General features: G+C 57.5%; 19 protein-coding genes and 1 pseudogene. 6 read left to right on the forward strand and 14 right to left on the reverse strand.

Annotated elements, in window-relative coordinates; genetic code table 11:
• The first annotated feature begins 31 nt into the window (after nucleotides 1–31).
• Nucleotides 32–2,098: a putative bifunctional diguanylate cyclase/phosphodiesterase gene (locus FNU76_RS04140; protein ID WP_223879215.1), complete on the forward strand. Its 2,067-nt coding sequence runs from the start codon at nucleotides 32–34 to the stop codon at nucleotides 2,096–2,098.
• A gap of 12 nt (nucleotides 2,099–2,110) precedes the next feature.
• Here FNU76_RS04140 and FNU76_RS04145 read toward each other — a convergent pair whose 3' ends face one another.
• The 6 genes from FNU76_RS04145 to FNU76_RS04170 form a co-directional block, all read right to left on the reverse strand.
• A complete protein-coding gene (locus FNU76_RS04145; RefSeq protein ID WP_143856532.1) occupies nucleotides 2,111–3,526 on the reverse strand; it encodes an HlyD family type I secretion periplasmic adaptor subunit in 1,416 nt (471 codons plus the stop codon).
• 3 nt (nucleotides 3,527–3,529) lie between these two features.
• Nucleotides 3,530–5,695, reverse strand: coding sequence for a type I secretion system permease/ATPase (locus FNU76_RS04150; RefSeq protein WP_143856533.1), 2,166 nt, complete (start codon nucleotides 5,693–5,695; stop codon nucleotides 3,530–3,532).
• A 256-nt stretch (nucleotides 5,696–5,951) separates the two neighbouring features.
• The gene (locus tag FNU76_RS04155) at nucleotides 5,952–6,731 is read right to left on the reverse strand and encodes a substrate-binding periplasmic protein (protein ID WP_143856534.1); all 780 of its coding nucleotides are present in this window, start codon (nucleotides 6,729–6,731) and stop codon (nucleotides 5,952–5,954) included.
• A 143-nt stretch (nucleotides 6,732–6,874) separates the two neighbouring features.
• Nucleotides 6,875–7,534 (reverse strand): hypothetical protein, encoded by a 660-nt coding sequence (locus FNU76_RS04160; RefSeq protein ID WP_143856535.1) that lies wholly within the window; start codon nucleotides 7,532–7,534, stop codon nucleotides 6,875–6,877.
• Nucleotides 7,535–7,744: 210 nt separating this feature from the next.
• The gene (locus FNU76_RS04165) at nucleotides 7,745–9,751 is read right to left on the reverse strand and encodes a methyl-accepting chemotaxis protein (protein ID WP_143856536.1); all 2,007 of its coding nucleotides are present in this window, start codon (nucleotides 9,749–9,751) and stop codon (nucleotides 7,745–7,747) included.
• Nucleotides 9,752–10,022: 271 nt separating this feature from the next.
• Nucleotides 10,023–10,436, reverse strand: coding sequence for a hypothetical protein (locus FNU76_RS04170; protein ID WP_143856537.1), 414 nt, complete (start codon nucleotides 10,434–10,436; stop codon nucleotides 10,023–10,025).
• Nucleotides 10,437–10,733: 297 nt separating this feature from the next.
• Here FNU76_RS04170 and FNU76_RS04175 point away from each other — a divergent pair, with 297 nt between their 5' ends.
• Entirely contained in the window at nucleotides 10,734–11,177 is a 444-nt protein-coding gene (locus FNU76_RS04175; protein ID WP_143856538.1) for a hypothetical protein, read from the forward strand.
• Entirely contained in the window at nucleotides 11,174–11,629 is a 456-nt protein-coding gene (locus tag FNU76_RS04180) for a hypothetical protein (protein WP_143856539.1), read from the forward strand. The genes FNU76_RS04175 and FNU76_RS04180 overlap by 4 nt, the downstream gene beginning before the upstream one ends.
• A 160-nt stretch (nucleotides 11,630–11,789) precedes the next feature.
• On the opposite strand, the gene FNU76_RS04185 is transcribed toward FNU76_RS04180, so the two are convergent.
• Together FNU76_RS04185 and FNU76_RS04190 are read right to left on the reverse strand one after the other, a co-directional pair.
• Complete coding sequence (locus FNU76_RS04185) at nucleotides 11,790–12,734, reverse strand: hypothetical protein (RefSeq protein ID WP_143856540.1); 945 nt, start codon at nucleotides 12,732–12,734, stop codon at nucleotides 11,790–11,792.
• Nucleotides 12,735–13,297: 563 nt separating this feature from the next.
• Nucleotides 13,298–14,233, reverse strand: a complete 936-nt coding sequence (locus FNU76_RS04190) for a hypothetical protein (protein ID WP_143856541.1) — start codon at nucleotides 14,231–14,233, stop codon at nucleotides 13,298–13,300.
• 461 nt (nucleotides 14,234–14,694) lie between these two features.
• Here FNU76_RS04190 and FNU76_RS04195 point away from each other — a divergent pair, with 461 nt between their 5' ends.
• Nucleotides 14,695–15,414: a Crp/Fnr family transcriptional regulator gene (locus tag FNU76_RS04195; RefSeq protein WP_143856542.1), complete on the forward strand. Its 720-nt coding sequence runs from the start codon at nucleotides 14,695–14,697 to the stop codon at nucleotides 15,412–15,414.
• 21 nt (nucleotides 15,415–15,435) lie between these two features.
• Here the strand turns inward: FNU76_RS04195 and FNU76_RS04200 are convergent, their stop codons facing one another.
• Genes FNU76_RS04200 through fabI form a run of 3 tightly spaced genes read right to left on the reverse strand, consistent with a single transcriptional unit; the run spans nucleotide 15,436 to nucleotide 18,839 of the window.
• Nucleotides 15,436–16,620, reverse strand: coding sequence for an acetate/propionate family kinase (locus tag FNU76_RS04200; protein WP_143856543.1), 1,185 nt, complete (start codon nucleotides 16,618–16,620; stop codon nucleotides 15,436–15,438).
• The gene (locus FNU76_RS04205; protein WP_143856544.1) at nucleotides 16,617–18,062 is read right to left on the reverse strand and encodes a bifunctional enoyl-CoA hydratase/phosphate acetyltransferase; all 1,446 of its coding nucleotides are present in this window, start codon (nucleotides 18,060–18,062) and stop codon (nucleotides 16,617–16,619) included. Before FNU76_RS04205 ends, FNU76_RS04200 begins: the two co-directional genes overlap by 4 nt.
• A 9-nt stretch (nucleotides 18,063–18,071) precedes the next feature.
• Nucleotides 18,072–18,839: an enoyl-ACP reductase FabI gene (gene fabI / locus FNU76_RS04210; RefSeq protein ID WP_143856545.1), complete on the reverse strand. Its 768-nt coding sequence runs from the start codon at nucleotides 18,837–18,839 to the stop codon at nucleotides 18,072–18,074.
• 372 nt (nucleotides 18,840–19,211) lie between these two features.
• Here fabI and FNU76_RS04215 point away from each other — a divergent pair, with 372 nt between their 5' ends.
• A complete protein-coding gene (locus FNU76_RS04215) occupies nucleotides 19,212–20,912 on the forward strand; it encodes a hypothetical protein (RefSeq protein WP_143856546.1) in 1,701 nt (566 codons plus the stop codon).
• 17 nt (nucleotides 20,913–20,929) lie between these two features.
• Nucleotides 20,930–21,403: a hypothetical protein gene (locus tag FNU76_RS04220; protein ID WP_143856547.1), complete on the forward strand. Its 474-nt coding sequence runs from the start codon at nucleotides 20,930–20,932 to the stop codon at nucleotides 21,401–21,403.
• A 580-nt stretch (nucleotides 21,404–21,983) separates the two neighbouring features.
• Here FNU76_RS04220 and FNU76_RS04225 read toward each other — a convergent pair.
• From FNU76_RS04225 to FNU76_RS04230, 3 genes and pseudogenes are all read right to left on the reverse strand, one after another.
• Nucleotides 21,984–23,159 carry a site-specific integrase gene (locus FNU76_RS04225; protein WP_143856548.1) on the reverse strand — a complete coding sequence of 392 codons (1,176 nt, stop codon included), beginning with the start codon at nucleotides 23,157–23,159 and terminating at the stop codon, nucleotides 21,984–21,986.
• A 47-nt stretch (nucleotides 23,160–23,206) separates the two neighbouring features.
• Nucleotides 23,207–23,281: pseudogene (locus tag FNU76_RS25425) on the reverse strand (hypothetical protein); the annotation flags it as partial.
• 319 nt (nucleotides 23,282–23,600) lie between these two features.
• The gene (locus FNU76_RS04230) at nucleotides 23,601–23,837 is read right to left on the reverse strand and encodes a hypothetical protein (protein ID WP_143856549.1); all 237 of its coding nucleotides are present in this window, start codon (nucleotides 23,835–23,837) and stop codon (nucleotides 23,601–23,603) included.
• Nucleotides 23,838–23,875: the final 38 nt, after the last annotated feature.

Genomic DNA, 23,875 nt, shown 5'->3' on the forward strand with positions numbered 1-23,875 from the left:
TGGAAGTTGCACTTTCCGGGATCTTGCCAGCATGTCGGATAACTGCCCTCCCATGGCCGAATGGCCCTACGCCAATATCCTGCTGAATCGCTTCGGCGATGCCTTGCTTGCCTTCGACAAGCAATTGGTCTGCCGCTTCGCCAACACCGCCGCCCTTGACATGCTGGGCGGCCAGATTGCCGATACCCAAGGCCAGCATGCCGCCATAATCTATCCGGCCGACCAGACCGACCGTCTGCAGCTGGCATTGGCGGCGGCATTGGGCGGCCAGGTCACCCATGCGCGGGCTTGGCGCGATTTGCCGACGCGCGGCCGCCGCTATCTGGATTCGCGCATCGAACCCTGTCTGAATGACGAGGGCCATATCGTCGGGGCGCTGCACAGCGCGCGAGATATCACCGAAATGGCGCAGACCGAAGAGCACGCCCGCTTGGCCGTGCTGATGTTCGAGCACAGTACCGAAGGCTTGATGGTATTGGGCGCCGACCAGCGCATTCGCCTGGTCAACCCGGCCTTCAGCGCGCTGACCGGCTTCGCCGCCGAAGATGTCCGCGGCGAGCTGCCCCAGCATCTGATGCCGTCCGGTCAGGGCATGGCCAACCCCTACCCCGATATCTGGCATACGCTGGAATACGACCCTGCCTGGCAAGGCGAAGTCACCTACCGGCGCCGCGACGGCCGCTTGCTGCCGACCTGGCAAAGCGTGGTGCGCGTGCGCGACGCGAATGGCCATATCGAGCATTACCTGGCCATGTTTACCGACCTGACCGAACTGCAGCGCTTCGAGCAGCAGATGGAACGGCTGGTCTACTACGATGTGCTCACCGGTCTACCCAACCGCGCCCTGCTGGCCGACCGCATCAGCCAATCCAGCTCGCGCGCCGAACGGATGGGCAATGGCATGGCGGTGCTATTTATCGACCTGGACCGCTTCAAGGCCATCAACGACACCTTGGGCCACCAGGATGGCGACCAGGTATTGCGCAACGTGGCGTATCGCCTGGCGGAACTGGTTGGCACCGAAATCACCGTCAGCCGCTATGGCGCCGACCAATTCGTGCTGCTTTACCCCGAGTTGTCCAGCCCCGCACAGGCAGCCGCCCTGGCGGATCGCCTGCTGACGGCCCTGGCGGAGCCGCACCATATCGGCGGCCAACCGCTGACCGTCACGGCCAGCCTGGGCATCGCCATCTATCCGGATGACGGCAAGCAAAGGGAAACCCTGATCCAGCACGCGGAAACCGCCATGCAGGCGGCCAAGAAAGCCGGCCGACAGGCCTTTCGCTTCTTCACCCAGGATATGAATCAACGCAGTGCGGAATTTCTGTTACTGGACAACCACCTGCGCAAGGCTGTCGCCACCGGCCAGTTCCTGCTGTATTACCAGCCGCAGATCGATATCCGTAGCCGAGCCGTGATCGGCATGGAAGCGCTGATGCGCTGGCGGCATCCCGAACTGGGCCTGGTCCCGCCCAATCGGTTTATCCCGGCCGCCGAGGAAAGCGGCCTGATCGTTCCCATGGGGGCGTGGGCCTTGAAGGAAGCCTGTATGCAAAACAAGATCTGGCAACAGGCCGGATTGCTGTATGCGCCCATCGCGGTCAATGTCTCGGCCCGCCAATTCGCCGAAAACCTGGAGGCGGTCACCCTGGACGCCCTGCGGGCCGCCGACCTGGCACCTGAATATCTGGAATTGGAAGTGACCGAAAGCACCCTGATGGACGACGTCGGCGCGGCCATCCAGACCCTCAATACGGTCAAACGCATGGGTGTGCGGCTGGCCATCGACGACTTCGGTACCGGCTATTCCTCGCTCAGCTACCTGAAGCGTTTTCCACTGGACAAGCTCAAGGTGGACCGTTCCTTCGTCATCGACATCCTCACCGACCCTGACGACGCCGCCATCGCCGGCGCCGTGGTCAGCCTGGCCAAGAACCTGCGCCTGAAGGTGATCGCCGAAGGGGTGGAAACCGCCGAGCAGCTATCCTTCCTGGACCAGTTGGGCTGCGATGAAATGCAAGGCTTCCTGGTCGCCCCGCCCTTGCCGGCCGACCAGGTACCGGACTTCCTGGCCAGGTGGCAGGCGGGGGATATCTGACCATCCCTGCGCTTACCGCTCCCGCAAACTCTCTTGCAGATGTTCCGTCAGCGGCGTCAGGAAGTATTCGATCACCCGCCGCTTGCCGATCTTGATCTCGGCGGTGACCGCCATGCCGGGGCTGAGATTGACCTTTTTGTTGCCCACCTGCACGCTGGAGCGGTGCAGCTCCACCCGGGCGGGATAGATCAAGCCGCGTTTCTCATCCTGCACGGCATCGTTCGAGACGGTCAACACCCGGCCCGGCAGGGTGCCGTACTTGGTGAAGTTAAAGGTCTCGACCTTGACCTCGGCATCCTGGCCGTCATAGACGAAACCGATGTCCTTGTTCTCGATCTGCGCTTCCACCACCAGCCTGTCGTTCTGCGGCACGACCTGCAATAGCGGGTCGGCTTCCTTCACCATGCCGCCGACGGTGTGCACGGCCAATTGCTGGACCACCCCATCGACCGGCGCCGTCAAGGTCAGCAGGTGCTTACGCTGTTCGGCCTTGACCACTTCCTGCTTCAGCGACGTCGCCCTATCTTCCGCCTGGTTCAACTGGTCCAGCGCGTTGCGGCGGGTCTGCGCCAGCAGGCTGGCCCGTTCGCGCAGATTCTGCTCGATGGCGTGCTGCAATTGCTTGGAACGGCTTTGTTCGGCCGCCAGGTCGCGCTGGGTCTCGATCAGCGCCTGTTCCTTTTCCAGCAAGGCATGGCGAGCGATAAAGTTCTTCTCCGCCAGGCCCCGATAGTCCTCCGCCCGTTGCCGCACCAGCGGCAAGGTATCGACCAGCTTGGCCTGCAACTGCTGGCTGGTGGCCAGGTCGGCGCGGCGCTTCTCGGTCTCTTCGTCCAATGCCGCCAGGCGGGCCTGCACCTCGGCGTACTCACCCACCAGCAGACGCTGCTCGTCGGCCAGGCCCTTGGGATCGGCGTTTTTCGGCACCAGTAATTTCGGCAAATGCCCCTTGTCCAATGCTTCGGCCAGGGCCTTGCTGCGGGCGGCCTCCAGTTCGGCCGCACCCAGCTCGCTGCCGAAGCGGGCACGATCGGCACCCGCGCTGGTGGTATCCAGTTCGATCAGGACTTGGCCGGCCTTCACCACCTGGCCATCACGGACCAGGATGCGGTGCACCACCGCCAGTTCAGGCGCCTGGATGGTCTTGGTGCGGTCGTCCGGAATGATCTTGCCCTGCGCCACGGCCACCACATCCACCCGGCCGAAGATGCTCCAGAGCAGCGCGATAAGAAACAAGGCGATCAAGACCTTCGCGCTGGCGCGTGGAATAGGCGATGGCGGCGTCTCCTGCAAGGAGAGGGCGGCAGGCAGGAACTGGGCTTCATAATTCACGCGCGGTACGCCGTCCAACTGCTTGCGAACGGACCAGGCGGCCCGCCAAACGGCGGCGTAGCGCTGCAGCAGCGCCTTGGTGGCTTCGAACTTCATGGCTTATCCCTGCTGCAAGCTGTGCAAATGGGCGTAGTAGCCCTGTGGTTTATCGACCAGGCTGGCATGGGTGCCTTCTTCGACGATCTGGCCCTTGTCCACCGCGATAATGCGGTCGGCCATGCGTACCGTGGATAGGCGGTGGGCGATGACGATCACCGTGCGGCCCTGGCTGATGGCGCGCATATTGTCGCGAATGATCCGCTCCGACTCGTAGTCCAGGGCACTGGTGGCCTCGTCCAGGATCAGGATGCGCGGATTGGTGGCCAACGCCCGCGCAATGGCGATCCGTTGCCGCTGGCCGCCGGACAGGCCGGTGCCGTGCTCGCCTATCATGGTGTCGTAGCCTTCCGGCAGCTCCAGGATAAATTCGTGCGCGCCGGCCAATTTGGCCACGTGGATCACTGCTTCCATCGGCATGCCGGGATCGGCCAGGGCGATGTTGTCGCGCAGGGAGCGGTTGAACAGCAGGTTCTCCTGCAGCACCACGCCGACCTGGCGGCGCAGCCAGACCGGATCGGCCAGTGCCAGGTCCACCCCGTCCACCAGCACCCTCCCCCGTTCCGGCACATACAAGCGCTGCACCAGCTTGGTCAGGGTGCTCTTGCCGGAGCCGGAGCGGCCGACAATGCCGATCACTTCGCCCGGGGCAATGCGCAGCGAGATGCCGCAGAGGATTTCCGGGCCATCCGGCCGGTAGCGGAAACCAACCTGTTCGAACTCGATGGCGCCCTCGATGGCGGGCAATGCCGCCCGGCTGACCTGGCCGACTTCGGTCCGGGTATTGAGGATATCGCCCAGCCTTTGCATGGAAATACCGGTCTGCTGGAAATCCTGCCACAGCTGCGCCAAGCGCATGATGGGCCCCGCCACCCGGCCGGCCAGCATATTGAAGGCAATCAACTGGCCCACGCTCAACTCGCCGTCCATCACCAGGCGGGCGCCCAGCCACAAGGTGGCCACGGTAACCAGCTTACCGATCAGCGAAACCACCTGATTGGCGATATTGCCCAGCTGGCCGACCCGGAAACTGGCGGCCACATAAGCGGCCAGCTGGTTGTCCCAGCGTTCGATCACACGCGGCTCGACCGCCATGGACTTGATGGTTTCCACGCCGCTGACCGCTTCCACCAGAAAGGACTGGTTTTCGGCGCCACGGGCGAACTTGGTATCCAGCCGGGCCCGCAAAAGCGGCGTGATCATAAAGGACAGCAAGGCGTAACAAGGCAGGCTGAGCAGCACGATCAGGGTCAGCCAACCGCTGTAGTAGAACATCACGGCGATAAAAACTACCGAGAACAGCAGGTCCATCAGCAGGGTGATGGCATTGCCGGTGAGGAATTGGCGGATATTCTCCAGTTCGCGCACCCGCGCCACCGAGTCGCCGACCCGGCGGGCCTGGAAATAAGCCAGCGGCAGATTGAGCAGATGGCGAAACAGCTTGGCACCCAACTCCACGTCGATGCGATTGGTGGTGTGCGAGAACAGCCAGCCGCGCAGACCGGTCAGCAGTACCTCGAAAACCGACACCACCAATAAGCCCACGGCAATCACGTCCAGCGTGGAGAAGCCCCGGTGCACCAGCACCTTGTCCATCACCACCTGGAAGAACAGCGGTGTCAGCAGGGCCAGCAATTGCAGCACGAACGAGACCAGCAACACCTCGCCCAGCAGCTTGCGGTATTTGACCACCGCGGGAATAAACCAGGTGAAGTCGAATCGGGCCAGCTCGCCGGCCAGCGACGCGCGCGAGGCGAAACAGAGCAGGCGGCCGCTCCAACGTACCAGCAGCGCGTCGCGGCTAAGCGTCTCGGGACGGCCTACACGCGGGTCCTGGATCAATACCTGATCGTCGCTCAGGCGGGCGATGATGAAATAGCCGCCGTTCACATCCTCTGCCAGGGCCGGCAAGGGCAGCCGATCCAGGCGATCCAGCCGGGCATTGACTGCACGCGCCTTCAAACCCAGTTGCTTGGCCGCCAACAGAATGCGGGTTTCGTCAAAAGGCTGGCCACTGCCGTACTCGTGCGCCAATTGCGCCGGTTCGGCGGCGATGGCATGGAAGCGCGCCAGCATCACCAAGCCAAGCAGGCCACTGTCCAGGACAGCCGAAGCGGATTCGGCGGCGGGTTCAAGCTGGCCCGGTTCGGCCTGTTGGGGTTCGGTCATGGCGGCAACTGTATCAATTCAATGCAATATGAAAACCCGGTGCTGCTGCAGTCCGGGTTGCTGGCTTTACCTGGTCCGGATGTGTCGAACACCCGCTTCAAGAGGCTCAGGCCAAGGGGGCGCGATAATACCAGCAGTCCAGCCGTAGGGGGCGGGCAAACGCGAAGCGCCGCCTTGCCGTGGTATTCAGCATGAAATGCGGCAAATTTCCATTGCGTGGGATAGCCTCGGCCGCCGGGTGACGACGCCGGATCGCTTATCGCTCGCAACGCCCCGAGATGCTTGCCTTGCGCCAGACAGCCGCGATATAGCCGTTGCTGGTAAGCCGTTTCAGCTCTTCGTCGAGGCGCGGTATCAAGTCGGCATGGTTGGCGTTGAGGTAATGGTAGATGGGCACACTCTCCAGCACGCCGACTTCGCGTATGCCGGCGTAGCCCGCATCACTGCCACGCAGGCGGACAAGATGCTCGCACGCGGTCATGCGCGAGGCCACCACGACATCGACCTGCCCCAGCTTCAGCAGCTTGAAGGCGCTATCCAGGGTCGGTTCGAACACCACGTTCATGCCCTGGGTCCGCTTCTCGACCTGCATCACGCCCAATTGCGCACCGACGCGCAACGGTTGCAGCGATGCCCAGCTCGTCGGCTTGACCTCGGCCCTGACGGCAAAGGCCGCGAAGTCGTTTTCCCCCAGCGGGGTGGGTACCATGCGTAGATTGGGAAACTTCTTTTCCGCGCCGGCCACCCGGAACAACTCGCCGTCGTATTGGCCGGCATTGACGACCGCCGCACTGCGCCTGAGCGGGAAGAATTCGACCACCACCTCGATACTCATCCGCTCGTAAGCGCTGGTCAGTATCTCCGCGGTGGCCCGTTGCAGCGGATTGGACTCATGGTCGAGAAAGGTCAGCCGCTTTGTACCGGCGGCCGTTTCTTCGGCCTGCACCGGCGAGGCCGCCGGTCCCAGCAACAAAAGGCCGAGCAAGCACTGACCGATGCGGCATGCCAGCCCACCGGCAACGATAGCCTCTCTCATGGCGCTCTCCTTCCGGCGGTCGAGCCAGCGTACGCACCTCGGCCAGCCGCGCTTACTCGACGACGCGGTAATATATAATTATTGCCGATTTGACGTGGCTTGTTTAGCTACTTTCATTTCAGCATTGCCCGCTCAGCCGGTCGCTACGTGGGCACCATGACGATGCCCTTGCGGCGCAGATACGCCAGCAGCATCGACCAGCTATAGGAATCTTCGGTCACGTCGAATTCCATTCTGAAAGGATGGCCGTTTTCCTCCCACCATTTCGCGCCACCCGGCACCGCCACCAGTTCCTGCAGCGTCCGGATGGTGCCGAACTGCCCGCCGTAGAGGCTGAAGCGGGCCCGGATATCGAAAGGTAGATTGGAGATAAAGCCGAATTTCAACCATGCCAGCTCGCTATCGAGCTGCTTGGCGGCATTGAGACCGCCAGCGGCCGGCATCACGATGCGCCGCATCCCGAACTCCTTGGCCGTAAAGACCTGCTGCGCCAGCATGCGCGCGCCAATGCCGCAGTTCCGCATCCTCTCCTTGATGCAGAGGCCCTGATTCTCCATCCAGGTCCGGCCATGATCGTAATGAATCACCCGCTCGGCCTTGCCCACCATAAAGGGGTGGCTGATGACGAACGAGGCGGTGCTGTCGCCGATGGCCATCTCGATCCGGCTGCCATCCAATGCACCGGTCAACCTGGCCGCCAGCGACGCGTCGATCACTCGGCCTTCGAACATCTGGCTGCCCGAGCACACCAATTCGACATCCTGATTGAAAAGCGATCTGGTCAGATCGTCCCGATTGTCCATGTGGAATCCCGGCTCCCCCGCCTCAGGGCTGACACAGATCATTCTAGGACGCATAGGCGCGACTACACCAAGGTACTGCCGGTAAGCGCCATGAAAAATACCCGCCAGGAGTAGGCCGTGGCCGCCCGGGCAAGGGTTGTACGGCGCTGACGCGCCAACAGCCACGCACCCGGCGCGATGCATGGCAGCGCGCTGGCTGACCCTCCCGAATTACTGCAGGCGGAACACCAGGATGGTCTCGCGCATCTTTGCCGCCAGCGCCAGCAGGGTCTGGGCGGCTTGGTCGGACTGCAACGCAGATGAATTATTTTCTTCCGACATTTGTGCAATCTGTTCGATGTTGACGGCAATCTGGTTGCTGGCGGACATTTGCTCCTTCAAGGCGCAACTGATGACATCGACCGCGGATTCGACCTCGGTCGCATTGGTGGAAATATGATCAATCGCTTCGGCGGCCTGGTTGACCTGCTTGACCCCCTCATCCACCAGCTTCACCGCGCCATGCATACCCGACACCGATTCCGCCGTATACGACTGGATACGGCTGATCATATCGCCTATCTCCTTGGTCGCTCCGCTGGTGCGCTCGGACAGTTTGCGCACCTCATCCGCCACGACCGCGAAGCCGCGTCCCGCCTCGCCGGCCCGCGCCGCTTCGATGGCGGCATTGAGCGCCAACAGATTGGTTTGATTGGCCACCTCGCGGATCACCTCGACAATGCCCGAAATCTGCTGCGACTGGGCGCCCAGCTCGGTAATCACCTCGGCCGTGCCGCGCAGCTCCGCCGCCACACCACGGATATTGCTGGCCGCGATCTGAATCACCTTGGCGCCATCGCGGGCCTGCCCCTCCGCGTCGGTCGCCGACTTTTCCGCCTCGCCGGCGTTGTTGCTGACATGGCTGATGCTTACGGTAAGCTGCTCGACGGCCGCGGCCATCGAGGCGGATGATTCGCTTTGCCGGGCCGAAGCCAAGGAGACTTCGTGAGAGCTCCCAGCCATCTGTCTCGCCGCCACCGCCACCGCATCGGCATTGGCCAACACGCTTCCTATCGTCGCGCGCAACTGCGTCTGCATGGCTTGCAAAGCCGTCAGCATTTTCCCGGCCTCGCTCCGGCCACCCACTGCGATCGGCTTGCATAGGTCCCCTCCGGCGATCGTCTCTACCGCCGCCAACGCCGCCGTCATCGGCCGCAGCACACTGAGCGCGATGCGCCAGGCCATCAGGCTGGCCAGGGCGGCGATCAGCATCACCACGCCGGTCAATAGGTTACGGGTCTGCCTTTGATCGGCGATGCGCTGCTGGATCAGGCGATCGAGTTGCTTCAAGGACGTGCCGACCAAGCTGAACTCGCCGTCGATCGTGCGGGTAAAGGATCCGATATAGTCCGTGGCCGGATAGTCGAGGTCCGCTGCGCTGGCCACCTTGGTATTGGCCAGTTCGATCGCCGCCGAGGCGGATTTGTCCGCCTCGGCAAGCAAGGCGCCCAGTTCCGGCTTGAGCGCCGTGTTTGCCGCAAAGGCCTTCCCCAGCGTGTTGGATAACTGTGCGTTGAGGCTGCTGGCATTGGCGAGCAGACCGTGCATCATTGCCCGGGTATCGGGATCGATCTGCCGGGTCGCCAGAATGCCGGCGCCCTTGCCACGGGCCTGACCCAGCGCTTCCGTTATGGGCGGCGCATCGAAATAGACCGTACGCATCAGATAATAGGTGTCCGCATCCGGGTCCAGCGACAGGCCATAGCTATCCGCTACGCCCTCCAGCAATTTCAGGACCGAAAGACAAAGCGCGGTGTGTTGCTGAAAACTCTGCGCGACGGAAAGCGAACGGTTGCTCACTCCCCCTGACACGGCGCGCCAGTCCGCTTGCACCTGGATCAGCCGTTGGTTGACTCCCTGGCCCGCCGAAAGCAACTGCTTTTCCAGCAAGGCCAGCGTGGCATCGACCTCGGCCTGCTTGGCCTGCCGCTTCTCGGCCATCAGGTTCGCACCCAAAAAAACACCGGACAGCCCGCGATGCATTTGCATCTGCTGCAACAGGAGCAAGGATGTCTTGCCCGGGACATTGCCATCCTGCTCAAGCAGCGATGCTGCAATCGCAACATTGGTGTTATGGACATAAAGATAGAGCGGTGGACCGACCAACAGTAGCCCCAACACACCCAGAATCATGAATTTGTGCCACAACAGCAAATTGTCCAACCATCTAGCAAACATGGTGCGTCTCCAGGAAGTAAAGGAAAACAGCGCAGCTAGGGCTGCGGCTGATCTCGGCTTCCTCCTGCAGCGCCAAGTACATCCTTGCAATAAGCGTCGTTCTGATTATTTGCCGCGAAAACGGTTTGCTTCGCTATCACCGCCCCTACCAAGTCGGCGAAGTACGACAGCGAAATACTCGGCCCACTATTCAGTCTAGAATAATATATTTCCAATCGCCGCAATTCAGGCCTTTCTCGCGGCCTCAGCTTCCGAACGGTCGAATCGTGCGCTACGCCTGGTCCGCCAGACGGAAAACCGGCCACAGCGCGCGTGGGTTGGGATTGTCCACGCTGCGGTGCTCGGTCAACAGGTAAACCCGTGCATCGTCCCGCCATTTCACCAGCACGCCCCGCATCAACTTGCCGGGCGCGACGTCGAACCAATGCTGCGTCCCTTCCTTGTCCACCTGGCAGAAGCGTTCCACCGCCAGCCTGACGGGAACGGGGTGCAATCTTTTCCATTCATCCTCGCCCAGCTGCTGCAGCAGCACATTCGCGCCATTGTGGAGGTGGACATGCCGATCCGCCTGGCGCAGCCCCCATGGCAGCATCGCAATGGCGCCGTCCTTGCGGATCACGGGTAGCTGGGCCCCCTCGATGCGAAACCACACCTGCCGGCCTTGGTATTGGATTGCCTCGCACATACCGTCCCTTCCTCGTTCCATCCCTGTTGGGTGGATTCTAGCGCAAAGAGAACGATCGTTCACCAGGCGCAGCCAAGGGAATCGTGTCCCGACCGCGGTACTGCGGGAGTAGGTACGGCCGATGGGCCAAAAACAGGTAAGCGGGGGGCATCTTCTCGTAAGCAAACTCTGCACTTGTCGTCAGAATCACCCATACGAGCTAGGCCTTGATTCCTGAACCGGAGCACCGCTGCCGGCTTATCGGTTTGGTATTCAGTAGGGGTTAGCAGGCTGGTGAGAAACTGTCGGAGTTCCACTGTGCTGCAGGAAAGCTGTGGAAATACAGGATTTTGTTCAGAAAATAAAAATGCCGCCGACGCTAAAACCAACAATCCTTATTTCACCGTAGTGTTGCTTATGAAACATCTTGGAGATGAAACAAATCAAGCCAAAGATGACATTCGCGCGGTGCTAATGCAATTAGCAACCCATCTATTGGAAACAGCCGGAATGAACCCTCACGAGATCACCGCGCTGAAATTCATGCTTGCAGCAAAGAGCGGAAGCTATTTCAATGAGGAAAACAACTTGAATAAGTATCAAGCGTACGCATTCGAAACAATTTCCAACTCTATACTTCGTGACGCGGGTAGACTTGCACTATGGCACAAAGCGGCGTTGTCCGCGGTCCCCGCGAAGAATCAAGAATGTGCCATGAACCCATCCAATCCCTGTCCAATCGCTAGCGTCACACAGCCATGAAACTATCCTCATCCGCCCTCATAGCAGGAATCCTCCTGTGCTACACCTTGCCGGCAAGCGCCCAGGATATCGATCGCTACGCCGCAGCCGCGAACATGCATATCTGGGTATATGCGGCCGAAGGTATCGCCACGCGGTGCGCTAAAGCGTATCCGGGCATCGCCAAGCAGATCGCGAATGACATCGCCAAGTGGAAGCGCGCCGACAAAGCAGCAATCGATCGTGCAGCTATCTTGTGGCGGCAGATGGAGGCCGCTTCACCGAGGCCAGCGAGCGAAGTGCAAGAGGATGAAATGCAACTTGATCGGCTTTGGTCGCAACTCTCCGAGCAAGGACCGCAAGATCCTCCAAACGTTGGCAAGTTGCGGTGCTCGGCTTACTTCGCCGACCGGGCAGGCGGTGCCCTGCGTGCTCACAGGCCCGAAGTCTATAGCGCGCTGGGAACCAAATAAGGCTTGAAGGGGCTTTTGGAAGCCCCTTCAGGCCAAGCATGGTCCGGGCGCTATCACGTACAGCGCCCATCAGACTATCCAAACTGCTCGCGGCCGAAACACGCCAAGGCAAATGCTTCGAATCTTCGGCGAGCAGCTTGCAATCAGCTCGATACTTTGCTTAGTCGTATTTTTTGCTGCCGTCTGGGTTCAGTCGCGTCCCATCGGGTGTTATATAGGCAGAAAGATCATAATACACATTGGCGAGCTGCTCATTTCTTTTATAAGCCCCTCCGTTCCATAAGAATTCCGCAACGGGGGTGGTGGATATCTTGGAAAACGTTAAAATCGAATTTTCTTTCCAAACACTCCAACCGATACCGGAATGCGTGATCTTGATAGGCCAAAATTGCAGGATGTCCGCTACTGGCCTTGCTCGACTTATCATTGCGGCATCTTCGCTTTGAAGGGTGACAGAAAGCGGGGCTTTAAATGCGGAGCGCTGAGTGGCATAAGTGTCCACATAAAACACGCCACCCTTCTCTCCGTGACCAGCCTCGGGTTGATAAATTATCTTATTTGAATACTTATTATCCTTGTCTACGCGAGTTGCCACGATTCCATTCACACAAAGCGGTATCCGTGCAAGATAAAAATCACCCGCAAAGGTACGTGGCTGCCCCTCCGCCAAGCAGTTGATGGTCAAATCGGGTTGATTTCGCGAATCCAGCATGCTTTGCGATAAATTTCCGCCGGACATGGGATTGGCTAAATATACGCCTTCCGGGAGTTGATTCCCCTTGGGCACTTTCATATACATAAGATAATTCTGTAAGAAAATGCTGACATCTTCGGTGTCGTAGCTGATATATCCCCATTTTTCATTCGTTTGCTCACCCGTTGACGATGAGGTGCGGATATTCATCATGGCGCACGGTGTAGCAATGGTAGCATCGGGGCAGCGACCTGCTTTATAGTAGTTGAATTGAGCCGAATCGATCTTGACCACTTCCCCTGTTTTCAAGATCCTCAGTGGGGCGGGACTAGATGTAGGCGCAGCCCACGCGGCGCTTTGAAACGCCAGCACACACGCAAGCGAAATTGAATAACAGATGCTTTTTTTCATACTTAAGACTCTCTAGTGGGAAGGGGGTCGATATATAGGGTTTGAAGCCCAGTTACAGAGGAGATACAAGTCCTTCTCCGACTTGGCCGCCATCCGCGTTACCATCGCAAGCTGTTTATTCTGTGGTTCCTGTTACACAACAAACAGCCGCCGTAATTTACTTTCACTGCTGTGTGCTCGCTGCTTTAATTCGGACATGCTTTCTGTTTTTTTGACATCCGCTTGCCGCGCCTATTCATTCTTGATGCGAATAAGATTGCACACTCGTTCCAGGCAATATCGACAAAGTACCGCCTCCAAGAAGAAAGGCCACAGTATTCCGATGGACATTCCTAATTTCAATAAATCCACAACTATTTCGAAAGCTTGCGATTGGATTTAAGGAAAAAATCCCGCGATTGGGTAACTGACAGCGAGGAACGCTGCCAGTGGCTATTTCGACCAGATTAGGTAGCATTGAGGAAAAGAAATGGCGCCTCGGCTGCCAAGCTTGGCAAATGGTGAATCGCCAACGCACATCTCAGCCATGACGCAGTCGGGGTACGGCCCGTACCCCGATTTGCTTAATCGTATTTCCTGCTGCCATCTGGATTCAGTAGAATCCCGTCGGGCGTGATATACGCAGAAAAATCATAGTACACATCGGTGTATCGAGGATTTTTCCTATATCCGGTCGAACTCCATGAGAATTCCGCAATCGGGCTGGGCGCGACCCTGGAAAACGTCAAAATCGAATTTACGCGTAATTCCTTTCCGTCCGGGCTTAACCTGAACGGCCAAAATTGCACAGTATCGGGAGCAGCCGTTGCTCGTTGTATCAATGCAGCGTCTTCGCTAACCAGACCGAGTGCAAAAGGGGTCTTATTCAAAAAGCGATTCTGTTGCGTGTGATAGGTATTGACGTAAAACATCCCACCACTCCCCCAGGGCGCAGGCTCGGCTTGATAAATTATCTGATTTGCATATTTATTATCCTTGTCCACGCGGGTCGCCACTATCCCATTTACACACATTGGTATCGTCGTAACCTCCCCATTAAAGCCATATATATAGGGCTTATGATTTCCGCCCAAGCAATCAATGGTTAAATCAGGCTGATTTCGTGAGATTATCTTGCTTTGCGTCAAAACCCTGCCGGAATTGGGATCAAGTACTGAAATACCCTGGGGAAACCGGGGGTTGTATTGGTAAATAAGATAATTTTGCAGGAAGATGCTAACATCTTCGGTGTTGTAGCTTATATATCCCCAATTTTCATCCACCTCCCCTAAGTCGGTCGAGAACCCACGGACTGCAAGCATGGCGCACGGTGTTGCGATGGTTGCATCAGGGCAGCGGCCGGCTTTATAGTAGTTAAATCGAGCCGATTCGATTTTAATAAAATCCGTCCTACTCAACGGCCTTATGGCGTCGGGGCGCGGTGCGGGAGCTGCCCACACGGCGCTTTGAAATGGTAGCGCAATCGCAAAGAATATTGAAAGATAGATACCTTTTTTCATACTTTAAGACTCTCCAGTTGAAATGGGGTCGATATGTTTGGATTTGAAAGTCAAGCCGCAAATTAAAACCAGCTCCTATCCCGACTTGGCGGCCGTCATAAACTGTTCGTTCTGACGTGTCTAATTGCTAAAACAACCTATTAAATTTACATGTCATGTATTGCGATAGCTGCTTGGATTTAGACAAAATTTCTGTTTTTAGCTGTTGAATGGCTTTGATGATCGGTTTGCCACGCCTTTTCAGGCTTGATGTCGAGGGTCGGTAGCGCATCACATGGCGTAACAGGGCCTGTGCCTATCAACCTTCACACCGTTAGGCTGAAGAACGACAAATACCCGCACCGGGTAGGGATGCCTATGTACGCTACCAGACATAAGACAGCACCAGAGGCGTATACCCTTTGCCGCAACGAGAAGGCTACTTGGATAGCCACCACGGATATCAGCTCAGGAGGCTCACCATGATCGACCCGCCCAACCCCAGGGATAACCATCTGCTGGCTGCTCTACCCGAAGCCGAATGGCTGCGCTGGCTGCCGGAGCTGGAAGCGGTCGAAATGTCGCTAGGCCAGGTACTGTACGAATCCGGTAGCAGGATGAGCCATGTGTACTTTCCCACTACCGCCATCGTCTCCATGCTGTACGTGATGGAAAACGGCGCGCCGGCAGAAATCGCGGTGGTCGGGAACGAGGGAGTGGTAGGGGTCTCGCTCTTCATGGGTGGGGAATCCACCCCCAGCCGGGCGGAGGTGCAAAGCGCAGGCTTGGGGTTCAGGCTGCGAGCCCGGATCATGAAGGAAGAATTCGACCGGGCCGGCCCGGTACTGAATCTCTTGCTGCGCTATACCCAGGCGCTGATTACCCAGATATCGCAAACCGCGGTATGTAATCGGCACCACTCGCTCGACAATCAGTTGTGCCGCTCTCTACTGCTCAGCCTGGATCGTCTGCAGGGTGACGAATTGGTGATGACCCAGAAGCTGCTCGCCAACATGCTGGGGGTACGGCGGGAGGGCGTCACCGAGGCCGCACTCAAGCTGCAGAGCGCGGGGTTGATACGCTACGCGCGCGGCCATATTTCGGTACTCGATCGGCTGGGTCTGGAGGCGCGCAGCTGCGAGTGCTACGCGGTGGTCAAAAGAGAGTATGACCGCCTGCTGCCGAATGAATTGGCGATGTAAGGCATCTCGGTGTGTACGGGTTCATCCCGACAAATGCGGGAGCATGTTTGCGGCTTTACAGGCCGCTACCCATTCTTCATTGCTTGGCTCTACCGCGACCTTTACCCGGCTATCGGATGTCGAAACAAGGTAGGCATGCTGACCATTCGCTTCATCATCGATGGCAAGCCCTAGGTAGGCAAAGCCCTGGCAGATTCGTTGACGAATGGTGGCATTGTGCTCACCGACCCCCGCGGTGAATACCAGCATCTCCAGGCCGCCCAATACGGCAACCAGGGCGCCGATCTCCCGCACGATACGGCGTATATACAGTGCCAGCGCAGCACGTGCTTGTGCGTTGCTGTTTTCGACTTCCAGCAGCGCGCGCGGATCGGCGGAGTGGCCCGATACACCGAGCAGCCCGGATTCGTGATAAAGCTGGCGGCCAAGCTCGGCCGGGCTCAGTTTGTCGATTTCCATCAGGTAGAGCAAAGCGCCCGGATCAAGCGCGCCACAGCGCGTTCCCATCATCAGCCCGTCAAGTGCCGAGAAGCCCATGGTGGTCGCCACGCTTCGTAGGTTCTGCATGGCGCACAGGCTGGCACCACTGCCCAGGTGGGCAATGATCGTACGGCCACGCGCCGCATCGCCATAGCGTTCAGCGAGAACGATGGACTGATATTCATAGGAGAGGCCGTGGAATCCGTAGCGGCGCAAGCCGCGCTCCCAAGCCGACCAGGGCAGCGGGAGCATGCGCTCGACATCCGGCAGTGTGTGGTGGAAAGCCGTGTCGAAGCACGCGATCTGAGGTGGCACCGGATCAAGGGACAAGAGGATTTCCATCGCCTCCAGCGCGAAGGGCTGATGCAGCGGCGCAAGGGGAATATAGCTGCGCAGATCGGCCAACACGGCAGCATCGACCAATACGGGCGAGGTATAGCGTGTACCGCCGTGCACAACGCGATGGGCGACGGCAACAAGGCGTTCGTCCGCCAGATATCGCTCGACATGCGAAATGATATGGGTCAGCGCGTGGTGATAGGGTTGTTCACGGCCGAGGATAAGCGCTTGGGAGTAGCCTTGGCTTGTCAGAGTCGCCTCGGGCTCGGTCACGCCATCGACCTTGCCATGCAAACGCGGCGTCCTGGCTATGTCGGTAGCGGCATCGAACAGCGCGAACTTGATGCTGGATGAGCCGCAGTTAAGCACGAGGATGACGCCGCTCACGGCTTGCTCCCGGTATGGCCGTGTGCCAGCAGCGAGGCCACGGCGATGGAGGCAATGCGCGACTCGCGCGAATCCGCGCGGCTGGTCAGGACGATGGGCACGCGTGCCCCCATGACAATACCGGCACTGGCGGCGCCACCGAGATATTCAAGCTGTTTGGCGAGCATATTGCCGCTCTCCAGATCCGGAACGACCAATATGTCCGCCTGGCCGGCCACATCGGATTGAATGCCCTTGATGCGGGCAGCGGCAACGGAAACCGCGTTGTCGAAAGCCAGCGGGCCATCGAGTATGGCGCCGGTGATCTGGCCCCGGTCGGCCATCTTGCATAGCGCGGCCGCATCCAGCGTGGCGGGCATATGCGGATTCACCGTCTCCACGGCAGCCAGTATGGCCACGCGCGGTATCGCCACGCCGATCGCATGGGCCAGATCCACGGCATTGCGCACGATATCCGCCTTTTGGCTAAGGGTCGGTGCGATATTGATGGCGGCATCCGTGATGATAAAGGGCCGAGGGTAGGCCGGGGTCTGCATCAGGAAGCAATGGCTCATGCGTCGCTCGGTCCGCAAGCCCCCGCTATCCGCAACGACCGCCTGCATCAGCTCATCGGTGTGCAAGCTGCCTTTGATCAATATCCTCACTTCGCCCAGCAAAGCCAATTCGACCGCGCGGGCCGCCGCGGCGTGGCTATGCGGCACATCCTCGATAGCGACACCCTCGAGGCTCGCGCCCAGCTCGGCGGCCAGCGCGACAAGCTTTGCCCGCGGCGCCACCAGTACCGGATCGATCAAGCCGGCTGTGCGCGCATCCAGCACGGCCGACAGCGACGGGCTGCTGCAGGGGTGGACTACAGCGGCACGGATGGGGCCCAGCGGCAGGACATGATCCAACAGCTTGTTCAGCCCTTCGTTGCCGACCGTCAATCGCACCTCGGGCAAGGTAGTACGCGGCCTGGATATAGGCTCCGTGGGGGCCAGCACTTCGGCTTCGCCGGAAATCACCACCACGCCGGCTTGGTTGGTACAGCTACAGGCGAGTATCAGCCGCTGTTTTGCCTCATGGCGTGTAATCACTTCGACCCGGACGGTAAGCGTGTCGCCAACTCGTACCGGAGCGTGGAACTTGAGTGTCTGGCCCAGGTAGATGGTGCCGGGACCTGGCAGCCGCGTGCCCAATAGCGCGGAGATCAGCGCACCACCCAGCATACCGTGTGCAATGACGCCGTGGAAACGCGTCGAAGCAGCGAATTCGGCATCGATATGCTGTGGATTCACATCGCCGGACAGTACCGCGAACAGCGTAATGTCCTCGGTGGTCAGGGTGCGTTCCATACTGGCATGGTCACCGATCGCGATTTCGTCGAAGACCCGGTTGTACACCATGCCCAAGGACTCATGGGTGGATGTCTTTGTAGCAGCTTGCGTAGGGGTGTCGTGCATGCTCAAGTCCTATCCCAGAATATGGTAACCGCCGTCGACATAGAGCGTGTCGCCAGTGATCATGCGTGCGCCGCCACTCACCAGAAAGGCGCACAGCGCACCGACGTCGTCGATGTCGACCAGGCGCCGCAGCGGTGCGCGAGCGGCTGCGTTAGCCAGCAGTTCGTCGAAATGGGCAATACCCGAGGCTGCCCGCGTCGCCAGCGGCCCGGGAGAGACGGCACTGACGCGGATGCCCTTGGGCCCCAGCTCAGCGGCAAGGTAGCGTACGCTTGATTCCAGCGCAGCCTTGACCGGGCCCATTAGGCCATAGTCGGGTATCACTTCTTCGGCGCCGAGATAGCTCATCGTCAGCAGGGTGCCGCCATCGGCCATCAAGGGTTCCGCCAGCCGTGCCACGCGCAGGAAGGAATGGCAGGAAATATCCATCGCCCGCGCAAACCCTTCGCGTGAACTGTCCACTACCCGTCCGTGCAAGTCATCCTTGGGCGCAAAGGCGATGGAATGCAATACGAAATCGAGCTTGCCCCAGCGCTCGGCAATGGCGTCGAAGACTGCCGCATCCTGGCCCGGTATCTCCACATCCAGCTGCATGCGGATGCCGGCGCCGATCTCCTCCGCCAGCGGCGCCACATGGGGTTCGGCTTTTTCGTTAAGCCATGTCACCGCCAGCTCGGCGCCAGCCGCCGTGAAGGCCTTGGCACATCCCCAAGCAATACTGTGCTTGTTGGCGATGCCGATGACCAGGCCTTTCTTGCCCTGCAACAGTTGTGTCATGGAAGCTCCTTGGGATCATCACCGCTGTATAGGAACGCATCCACCTGAAGTCATGGTCTTCCCTGCACTTCAACGTGAATTGAAGAATATACGTCAACGCCTTGGCCTGGATTGTTCGATACCGCACAGATTGGACGGTATGCCGCGCCTGAGAGAGGTAGGGCCTGCATCGTCGGTTGATCGTCCGGCGCGGTCGGGGCCTTGCCGCCAAGGCAGACTTGCAGGATTGAATTCGGCAGCCGGCAGACGTGTCGGCAAATTGAAAAGCCGTTCCGAAAAACAGATGCGCGACTGGATGCTGATGGCTTATAAGGCATTTGCGAGCAATACAAAAAAATCGGTTTGCCTACTCCCTCGCTGCAGGAGTCTTACATGCCCCCCATTCCGACCGCCATCTTCCATCGGCTTACCTGCATTCGTTCCCATCCCTCCCCAAAGCAGCCTGACAAACCCGCCCCTTCGCGTTCGCCCGAAAAGCAAAAAATAAAGGAGTACAACCTACAGTATGGTTTGCTCGGCCCCTGGACCGTGGAGACCTTTGCCAATGTCTCACTAAGTCCCAGCACCATTGTGGACGCTTGCCGTAACCGTGCCCCCTTGCTTCCGGCTGCAGCCGGCGGCATCTTTAGTCTAGCGGGGGGTGCGTTTGGCTTGGTCGACGCGAGCTTGAATTGGCGTGCCACGATCAAGATGGCCATTGCCATCAGGAAGACGCAGGTGCAGAAGCGGGATAACAAACCCGATGCCAAGAAATTTGAAGCGAGCAAGACGGCGGAACGCAAGGAAGCCGGCGAACCCACCCCGATAGCGAGCCCTTTGACGGGTGCCTACGCCCACGCCCAGTACCGTGAGGCAAAAATCGGCTTGAAACAGCAGATCAAGGCGGTGCCTACCAGCGCGGTTGAGTGGGCACGCGATGGCGTACTCCAGGTAGGGAATGCGGGACTGTCCATTATCGGCGCAGCCGAGGCCCTCGGTGCCGCCGTACATCTTGCCGCGCCGGCGGCGGGCATCGCGGGAGGCGCCGCGTCGGTGGCAAGTGGGGTAGCCCATATCGTTCAGGGCGGGCTGGCATGGCGCGCGACGAATAATGCGCGGCAAATTGCGAAACTTTTACGCGACAAAATGGAAGGGTGTCTGGATCGCAATCATAAACCTTCATTGGCAGAGCTGGCCGCTGCCCGGGAAGGCTTATTGAAGAAAGATGGTAGTTTGCCCGGAAAAAAAATCCCGGAGGACAATGTCCGCTTTTATAAATATAAAAACCTTGCCCATGATTTCAAACTGAATTCTCGCACGGAATACGAACACATTCAAAATGTATATAAATCTTTTTATGAGCAGTTTAGAATCAACCAAGATGCCGAACGAAGCGCACAGAAAGAGGAACGAAGCCATGCAAAAAAACGAATTCTCTATGGCGCCATTGGCGTTGCGGCAGGCGTGACTACCATCGCCCTGGCCGCGACAGGTGTCGGCTTGATTGCGCTGGCTGCAATCGGCGCGGCGGCGCTACTGGCAGGTGGTTTATGGATAGCGTATAGCACCCGCCGAAATCGCCAGCTATGCGAACAAGCAAGAAAAGCATGGCACGACAATACGGCGCAAAAGAAAACCGCTGATGCACTCCATGATCAATTGCTCGCGACACTGGAAGCGCAAATAAAAACCGATGACCATGCGACAAACAACCATCTCGCGGCGACGTTGCTGGCGCGGCATTTAGGGGGCGGTAAAGAAGCAGCTAAAGCATGGGGCGCTCGGACGAGAGAAGACATCGCAGAGCATAAGCGTGAATTTTCGAAGTGGACCGCAGTAGACAATGGCGTTTTTAATGAAGGCAAAGGTGCGACAATTATTTCGGAGGCAGGGTTAAAAATCAGGCGGAAATTTTCCGTGCTATTTTTATTGCGGACAGGCATGAGTGAGCATGATATTCATGAGCTAAAAGTGTTATTGGCAAACGGACAAAAGGGAACTGCCATCCAAAGGATTAGCCAATTTTTATCGAATGACGGTGGTAGAGCGCTCTGGAAGCCGGAAGCTTCGGAAAGCAGTACGATACCGATTTAAACGCGGAGAAAAATAGCATGATGGAACCAGCCGGAATAACGCAAGCCGATATTTCTCTTAACTCCGGGTGGGTGCGATATTGCTCCACGCTGAGCCCGGATGTGATATCTATTTACAGCGAGGAAGTAAAAAAAGAAAATACCTTTCTGCATGATTACTTTGATGATTCGGAGGCCAAGTTCGATACTTTTCTACGCGACGCGCGGCAAGCCGGGAAAAGTGATGACCAGATAAAAACACTTCTAAAATTACTGCCTGAATTATCACCCGGTACGCATTTAGGCAAGGAGCTGGTTGGATTAGGGTTATTTAGCGAGGTTGGCTACAATGCTTGTTGCAATACGTTGCTGAATTTTATTTGCGAGAAAGATGTCCTTCTGTATGCCTTTACACGACCAGGCCCCTTGCTGGTAAAAAAGGAGATCACCAAGAAGGGTGAGGTGATGTATGTATACGAGCACGAAAAATTCGAATTTATCAGCAAAAAATAATATCAAGAGAGACTAAGGATTGGCGAACTTGATCGGGTGTTGATTCATTTTGCAAAACAGATTGGTCCGGCTGGCTTTGAGCGTTTTCATCATGCCCAACACAATACGGAGGACGTATTGCAAAAAGATCTATTCAGAGAGCCGATCCTGGGAAAGTTGAAAGAAACCGATTGCAATGATCATGCCTGTATCCGGCACGCAGAATTGACAGGGATGCTATTTAATCGCTTCATGTCAAAGGAACAGTTACGGTATTTGGTCGAAAAATATGAATTATGCGACCTCACGGATGGCGCGCTGCATCCCCTGGCTTTTCCTCCGATCAAGCGTTGCCTTTGCGTGCCTCTATGACAGCAGAGGTAAATCGAACCGGCGTCGGCACCAGGTGTTGTAATGAAAAAGCCCCAACTGAAGTCGGGGCTCTAAAAGTGTTGTCGCTACCATGTTGTCATTACCCGACAAAGCAGGTCGAAAACAGTCATGAGAATGACAACATGCAAAATCCAAGTTATTGATTTTGCAGGAATTCTTGGCGGAGAGGGGGGGATTCGAACCCCCTATATAACTCGACGCCACCGTATTATACGGCTTCACGGTGGCGTAATGCTGGCGTTTTGACAAAAACTTCCAAAGCCTTATTCCCAGCAGTTGGATTTGCATCTGGTATCCACCGCCCATATACGCGCGCAATCATAGTCCAATCGCTATGCCCCATTTGTTGGGCTACCCACATTGGCGACTCCCCCGCCGAAAGCATCATAGACGCATAGGTGTGGCGCGTTTGATACGGTCTTCGGTAGCGAATCTTGGCCTGTGTAAGCGCTCTTGTCCAAAAGGATCGAATTTGTTGATCTCCTGTCCATGGCAGCCCTGTATGAGGATTCAAAAAGACACGATTGCTGGGGTGCAATCTAGTATGTTGTTTCTGTTCCTTCAAAGCGGTAAGCGCCGGCTCCAATAGCTTGACATCTCGCTTACCCGCTTTGGTCTTGGGCACTTCCGGATCTTTGGCCGCCAAAGTCTTTGCCCGGCTTACGCGGAAACTTCCCCGCCGCCAATCAATGTCTCCCCATTCCAGTGCAATAAACTCAGACGTTCGTAGTCCGGTCCACAGTGCAAACTGAACTAAATTATGGAATTGACCATCAATGCTTGCCAGAATTATGGCTTGCTCGTCGGGACTGAAAGGATCGACATCATCATCTTCCTTTACAGCTTCTTTGCGCTTGTAGGACCACCCATAAAGCGGATTCATCTCGATCAGCTCATCATCTACAGCTTCCTGCAGGGCAATGCGTAACGGGGAGAGAATGTTGGAAATGCGTTTGTTTCCGCATTCCAAGGAATGACACCACCCCCTAATTGTTGCGCGCTTAAGTGCGTCAAGCTTTAAATTGCCAAAATTCGGAATCAAAATATTGAGCATTATCTTACGGTAGCCATCGAATGTACTAGCCTTTACGTGCTTTCTTTGACGCTCAAGCCACGCATCCAGAAATACTTCCACCGTCAGTATCTGCCCCTTCCGCTCCACATATTTTTCAGCTTTTGAGGATTCGGGAAACGTTGCTAGATAGTTGAAGGTTCCTTTTGAAATTGAGTCCTCGATTGCGGCCTTGTATTTTTCCGCTGCCTTAAGATTAGCGGGGGTGGGCTTAAGCCTAATTCTCTCTCTACAACGTTCTCCACGATAGAAAAACGTGATTTCGATGCTGCTCGCTGAGGCAGCTCGTACACCGCGCCTGATTCCACCCAAGTTTCATACCCTTTCAAATCCATCAGCACCCTTCCATCAGGCGCTTTTATCCATACCTGGTCTTGAAGCCAGACACCCCGTGCAACTTTTTTCCTTATTGCATCGGCTGAATATCCGGACAATTCCGCCAGCTTTTCAATCGTAACGTAGCGAATAACCGCCCTCTCCTTTTAAAATTAGTTGCGCTTCTTTAGTCGGCGTAGATTTTTCGGAGGCTATAGCGTGGTTTTTGGTCGGTCACCGATTCGACGACAACCGAACCTTCAGTAACCAATATACCGAGCTCCTCGCATACGATCTTTGCATCGAGGAGTAGTCCATTTGCCAATTCATCGATGCTTACGCTGCTGCCGACCTGAAGCGCGGCAATCAGCAGAGCCCTGGTGTTTGTTCTGTTCAAAATTTTCTCTCAATTCTGCGAGGTATATTGGCTGGGCTGGCTTATATCGTCACCATTTGCTGTAGGGCCTCAGCGGCAACGACCGCTACCGGTGCCACATCTGCCTTGGCAATGCGGCGCAGCGCAGCGATGGCAATCGCGGTATCGCGCTGAAGTGTCTTCAAGAGAATCTCTGCCATATCGGCCCGGACGGCCAATTGGGCGTTGTGGTACTGCAAGGCAATCAGGGTGTCATCGTCCGACGACCCGCCGGATAGGGTGCTGGCGTCTAAATACATGGGATGGCTTTCTGTTTTGAGGTATCCCGACACCGGCA

This window comes from Chitinimonas arctica, assembly GCF_007431345.1.
In the GTDB taxonomy this organism is placed as follows: domain Bacteria; phylum Pseudomonadota; class Gammaproteobacteria; order Burkholderiales; family Chitinimonadaceae; genus Chitinimonas; species Chitinimonas arctica.

Coding starts and splice junctions, on each gene's coding strand:
- FNU76_RS04170 (WP_143856537.1), bottom strand. CDS start 10,436: ATGTGCGAGGCAATCCAATACCAAGGCCGGCAGGTGTGGTTTCGCATC.
- FNU76_RS04150 (WP_143856533.1), bottom strand. CDS start 5,695: ATGACCGAACCCCAACAGGCCGAACCGGGCCAGCTTGAACCCGCCGCC.
- FNU76_RS04220 (WP_143856547.1), top strand. CDS start 20,930: ATGATGGAACCAGCCGGAATAACGCAAGCCGATATTTCTCTTAACTCC.
- FNU76_RS04195 (WP_143856542.1), top strand. CDS start 14,695: ATGATCGACCCGCCCAACCCCAGGGATAACCATCTGCTGGCTGCTCTA.
- FNU76_RS04215 (WP_143856546.1), top strand. CDS start 19,212: ATGCCCCCCATTCCGACCGCCATCTTCCATCGGCTTACCTGCATTCGT.
- FNU76_RS04230 (WP_143856549.1), bottom strand. CDS start 23,837: ATGTATTTAGACGCCAGCACCCTATCCGGCGGGTCGTCGGACGATGAC.
- FNU76_RS04160 (WP_143856535.1), bottom strand. CDS start 7,534: ATGGACAATCGGGACGATCTGACCAGATCGCTTTTCAATCAGGATGTC.
- FNU76_RS04155 (WP_143856534.1), bottom strand. CDS start 6,731: ATGAGAGAGGCTATCGTTGCCGGTGGGCTGGCATGCCGCATCGGTCAG.
- FNU76_RS04180 (WP_143856539.1), top strand. CDS start 11,174: ATGAAACTATCCTCATCCGCCCTCATAGCAGGAATCCTCCTGTGCTAC.
- FNU76_RS04165 (WP_143856536.1), bottom strand. CDS start 9,751: ATGTTTGCTAGATGGTTGGACAATTTGCTGTTGTGGCACAAATTCATG.
- FNU76_RS04145 (WP_143856532.1), bottom strand. CDS start 3,526: ATGAAGTTCGAAGCCACCAAGGCGCTGCTGCAGCGCTACGCCGCCGTT.
- fabI (WP_143856545.1), bottom strand. CDS start 18,839: ATGACACAACTGTTGCAGGGCAAGAAAGGCCTGGTCATCGGCATCGCC.
- FNU76_RS04185 (WP_143856540.1), bottom strand. CDS start 12,734: ATGAAAAAAAGCATCTGTTATTCAATTTCGCTTGCGTGTGTGCTGGCG.
- FNU76_RS04205 (WP_143856544.1), bottom strand. CDS start 18,062: ATGCACGACACCCCTACGCAAGCTGCTACAAAGACATCCACCCATGAG.
- FNU76_RS04140 (WP_223879215.1), top strand. CDS start 32: ATGTCGGATAACTGCCCTCCCATGGCCGAATGGCCCTACGCCAATATC.
- FNU76_RS04190 (WP_143856541.1), bottom strand. CDS start 14,233: ATGAAAAAAGGTATCTATCTTTCAATATTCTTTGCGATTGCGCTACCA.